The sequence below is a fragment of the Bradyrhizobium sp. CCBAU 11361 genome (genome assembly GCF_028128935.1).
Classification (GTDB): domain Bacteria; phylum Pseudomonadota; class Alphaproteobacteria; order Rhizobiales; family Xanthobacteraceae; genus Bradyrhizobium; species Bradyrhizobium niftali.
Genome location: NZ_LBJZ01000110.1, coordinates 1 through 4,562 on the forward strand (window position 1 = coordinate 1; position 4,562 = coordinate 4,562).

3 protein-coding genes and 1 pseudogene are annotated in these 4,562 nt (G+C 59.5%); 2 read left to right on the forward strand and 2 right to left on the reverse strand.

What is annotated here, in order from left to right; translation table 11 throughout:
* Positions 1–119: 119 nt before the first annotated feature.
* Both XI08_RS10195 and XI08_RS10200 read left to right on the forward strand, forming a co-directional pair.
* Complete coding sequence (locus XI08_RS10195; protein WP_271574316.1) at positions 120–365, forward strand: cold-shock protein; 246 nt, start codon at positions 120–122, stop codon at positions 363–365.
* A gap of 1,269 nt (positions 366–1,634) precedes the next feature.
* On the forward strand, positions 1,635–1,802 hold the full coding sequence (locus XI08_RS10200; RefSeq protein ID WP_271574317.1) for a hypothetical protein: 168 nt from the start codon (positions 1,635–1,637) through the stop codon (positions 1,800–1,802).
* Between the two features lie 718 nt (positions 1,803–2,520).
* Here the strand turns inward: XI08_RS10200 and XI08_RS10205 are convergent.
* Positions 2,521–3,586, reverse strand: a pseudogene (locus tag XI08_RS10205) (IS110-like element ISBj4 family transposase).
* Positions 3,587–3,711: 125 nt separating this feature from the next.
* A complete protein-coding gene (locus tag XI08_RS10210; RefSeq protein ID WP_271574318.1) occupies positions 3,712–4,221 on the reverse strand; it encodes a GNAT family N-acetyltransferase in 510 nt (169 codons plus the stop codon).
* Positions 4,222–4,562 lie beyond the last annotated feature (341 nt).

Genomic DNA, 4,562 nt, shown 5'->3' on the forward strand with positions numbered 1-4,562 from the left:
GATGGCAGCATCCGACTACGTGCCGATCTTCTTCAAAAATCGCTTGCATCTCGCGGGGCGTCCACAGATGAGTACACACCCTAGTACACGTCCTAGACCATGCGGATGCCGGAGGAACTTTGGCTAACGGTTTCGTAGTCTGGTTCAATAAGTTTAAGGGTTACGGCTTCATAAGGCCCGACGGCGGAGGCAAGGATGTATTCGTTCATATGTCCGCCGTCGAGGAAGCCGGCATTTCGACGTTGATTGAAGGGCAAAGAGTGAGCTACGAGCCCGCTTCCGTTGCAGGCAAGGTAACAGCCAGTCAGCTGCGAGTCGGTATCCATGAATCTAAACAGGAACCTAGTCAGCTGATCAGCCGATAGACCTTCGCGGCTTTCTTCCGCGCGGTCGCCGGCGGCGGCTTGCCGGTGCCCGGTAATCGCGCGTTGCGTACGCTTGGTTAGAGAAAATTGAGCGTTGCTGTGCAAACGTTGGCCGCAAGCTGGATTAGGCCCGCTCGCTCTTCGCGGAAAGCCGACTGCCCTCTGTGGTCTAAATGTTGCCTGCGGCACCCTGTCGCGGTGCTTCCGCCTCGCTTTAATGCCGACGAGCCTGTGGTGTTGTCGGATGTCAAGTACGGTCGCCGAAAGTCTCTAAATTGCCGCCGCAATTTGCGGGGACGATCGTTTGGAGTGGGCAGGCCATACGCGTGCGTGGACGCTTGAGACTGGCGCCAAGGTGTGGCTGAGGACCAGCTCTGTACGTCGCACTTTTCCACCCAAAGGCATCGACTTACCAATCCTTCTGGGAGATGCAACGGTTATCAGCAGTACGGTTGTGAGCTCCTCGCCGACGCGAATTGTCATTGAATTGGACAGCGGTCACCTCAGGTGCCTGACGCCAGGAGTATCAGGCTTGTCGCCCCGCGGATTCCCCGGCTCGGAATGGATCGTGCGGTTGCGCGTATGATCTATCGCAGATGGGTCTGTTCGTGTCTTTCCACTCGAGACAAGGCCTGATATCGATCGATCTGATTGGCGAGCCGAACCCAGCTTTGAGATAGAGATTTAAGGAGTCTGGCTTCGGTCTCGCTCTGCGCCGACTGCATTAAACGGAGGCATTCAGCTGCTTTGGCCTGGCACTGCTTCGCAGTCTCCAACGGATTCCTCCACAATTGAACTATTGCATTAACCCCCACCAGCTTCTCCTACCTCCGTGGGCAAGTCTATGCGCTAATTCACATCATTTGAGTAAGGCAACGCGTCCTGCGGAGCGCGCCAGGGACGCGCGGAAGGAAAACGCCGACGGCTTGGCTTGCCAGGCATGGAAGCGCCCGCATGCTCGGCTTCCAGGGCCCGCGCCCGTCGGCCTGGTGGCCAGGGGAACGAGAGGACATGACGCAACGCGGCTGGGTGCGGCCATCCGAACGTATAGCTACCCTCGTGATGCGAGGAACTGGCATAACTCGCCTCATGAGAAATGAAGCGGCTTGGATCGTTGTCCCGGCTATCGCCTTGGTGCTGCTTCTAGCCGCAATCCTGCTGCTGCTCGGCGGATAATCCGACCGCCGTCATAAATCCGTAATCTTGTGGCAGTGAACCTTCCCGTGACTCAAATCCTTCTGTATCTGCACCGTCAGACGGGAGTAAGTGATGACGGAACCCACACAGCCAGTAATGACGCCGCGCGATCGCCTGCTGGAGGCGGCCAAGGAGGAGATGGCCGCTTTCGAGCGGCGAGAGATTGAGTTTCGGAAGAAGGATCGAAAGGAGCGCGCTGCGGCGCTGAACCTCCCTTTGGATAAGATCAACGTCCACTGATCCGCGCCGACAATTTCACATGGCTGTCATGGCACGTTCCTAGCGTTGTCATGCGACGGGGGTCCGGCGCGCAACTCCCCGTCCATCATTGGCCTAGACCACCAGACCGGGCGGGGAGCTTGCCGAGCCGCCTCAGTTGGCAGCCTCTTTCACTTGACGGCGAATCGCATGTCGCTTTCTGGCCCTTAGCCGAAGGTCGATTGAGCGCGTGTCGCGTCGGTTGTCAGGGGCAAACCGGACGCCGATCCAACTTGGCGTCCACCGCTGCTTTTGACCCGTATGTATGGTCCGGCCGTGCGTAGCAAGAGGTTCGTCGATCAGGTGGTGAGTGGTCTTGCATCAATGTATCCGGCCTTTGATTGGAGCAGTTTCTCCGGGCCATCATGGATATCAGCGCGCGTGCGTTCTCATTAGCGGACAGGCCTCGATTGGGCCATTTGGGTCACCAGTGTTCGCATGCGCCGGGAAGACCGAACCTCCATCTCGTCTCATCCTCTCGCAGACCTCGGCTGGAACCTGCTGATGGAGTTACGTCATCGCTTGCTCCTCCTACCTCGCAGTTCCTGTGTTCGAGCCAGGGGCCGTTCCTTCGTCCCGGCCCGCAGGACGTGCGTCGCGTCGCGCGCACGGGCGGTCAAGGCCGGCCGTTGCGCTTGGCTTGCGGTTGGCTCCGGCGTTGCCAGGCCGCGCCTTGACCGCGCCGAGCACGGCGCGAGGATCAAGCGGGTCGGACGTCTGCATCGTTGGTCCTTGTCAGCTCGAAGGCGCGTCCTTTAGCCAGCACCGCCCAGGCGATGCGGGCAAGCTTGTTGGCGAGCGCGATCGCCAGCACGTTGTGGTGCAATCGCTTCTTGGCGGCTTCGATCCAAGATCTGAGTCCGTAACGTTCCCAGTTCTTGATCCTGACCAGCACAACCCATGCCGCCTGCACGAACAGAACGCGCAGGTAGCGATTGCCGCGCCTTGAGATTTTGCCGAGGATCGTGCGGTCTCCCGTCGAGATCTGCTTGGGCACCAGTCCGAGCCACGCGCCGAAGTCACGGCCTTTGGAGAAGACCTCTCCAGTGCCGATCGCGGCCACCATGGCGCTCGAAATGATCGGCCCGATGCCAGGCACCGTCATCAGGCGCGAACATGCCTGATCTTGACGGGCCAGTGCTTCGATCTCGTCGGAGAGGCTATCGATGCGCTGATCCAGCCGACGCCAGTCGCCTGCCAACTCCTCGATGACACGCAACATGCGTGGCGACAGGGCATCGGTGCGCGTCGCAAGGATGGTGGGCAGTCCTGTGCGCAGGAAGCCGATACCCTGGCGCACCGCGATCCCGCGTTCCAGCATGAAGGCGCGAATCTGGTTGATGATGCCGGTGCGTTGCGACACCAGCCGCTCGCGCACCCGATGCAGCGCCTGCAGATCCAGTTGCTCCGCGGTCTTGGTCGCCACGAACTTCATCGTCGGGCGCTGCACGGCTTCGGCAATCGCTTCGGCGTCATTGAAGTCGTTCTTCGGTCCTTTGCTATAAGGGCGGACATATTTGGCCCGGCATCAACCTGGCATCGTGACCTAACGATGCGAGTTTGCGGCTCAAATGATGTGCGCCGACGCAGGCTTCCATGCCGATCAGGCAAGGCGGCATATTGGCGAGCCGCGCCTCGACCTGGCCACGCGACCACTTTTGCCGCAGCACGACGGTGCCGCGCGTATCGTGGCCCACGACGTGGAACGAGTTTTTGCCGATATCGATGCCGATCACGGCGATCGCGGTACTGGGTGTCTGGGACATGGCGTGCTCCTTGTCTTGGCGCCCCTGGCCAGCTTATCGCTGGCGGGGCAGGAGCACGGCCGGACCATCCCATTAGCGGAAATTGTGCTGCTGGTGAGCAGTCGATGTCTGCCTCGCAAAATAATTCAGTGCCGCGAGAGATCCTTTGCCATAAGAACCAAGTCGTAGTAGCGGCCGGCTTGCTTCAGAGCGTTCTTCTCCACGCCGTACTCCAGGAAGCCCAATCTCGCGTAAAGACTCCGCGCCTGTTCATTGTCCACCACCACGCCGAGCTGGATCAGCTCAACCTGCTGACGGGCGTGATTGCATACCGCTTCGACCAAGCGCCGACCGACCTTGGCATTCCTTGCGACGGGTCGAACGTACATTCCCCAAAGCGCGCCTTTGTGAGCTTCTTTCTTGCCCTGTTGGACAGCAAAGCCGACAATGCCGACGAGCTCTGTGTCGCGGAACGCGCCGAGCACTGTAGAGCTGCCGAGCCGATCCGAGAAGAAACTCAGCGGCTGAGCATCTTCAACCTCGAAGGTGCTACCGAACGCTTCCGGGTTGGCTTGGAGAGCCTCCAGTCGAATGTCTCGATAAAGGACTGCGTCCTCCCGAGCGAGGCGACGTATCTCAATGTCGTCGTCGGTCATCTTTCGTCTTCACCAGCAGGCAGGGAATATTCCTAGTGAGTTGCACAAGATAACTTCTGCGATACCGCAAATCCAGAGAAGCTCGACTTCTGATATTGGCCCATCGCTTCCGTTGACGCGGTGCAGCCACATGTCGGTTGATGGGGGCGAACCGGAAGTTTGCAAGTGAGCGCCAAACCGACGCTTTTGAGGCAAGGTGGACAGCGGCGGTCTGCGTACGCCTCTCCCAAGGCTCGCGTTCAACAAAGTCCGACCAACGTAATCAAGGTTGCGGACCCGACAGACCCGGCTCGCGCTCGGCCCGGAAAACATTACTATAAAGACTTGCGATCCATTGCCGA

Excerpts from the sequence above, each read along its gene's own strand:
- XI08_RS10200 (WP_271574317.1), top strand. The coding sequence starts at position 1,635 with ATGACGGAACCCACACAGCCAGTAATGACGCCGCGCGATCGCCTGCTG.
- XI08_RS10210 (WP_271574318.1), bottom strand. The coding sequence starts at position 4,221 with ATGACCGACGACGACATTGAGATACGTCGCCTCGCTCGGGAGGACGCA.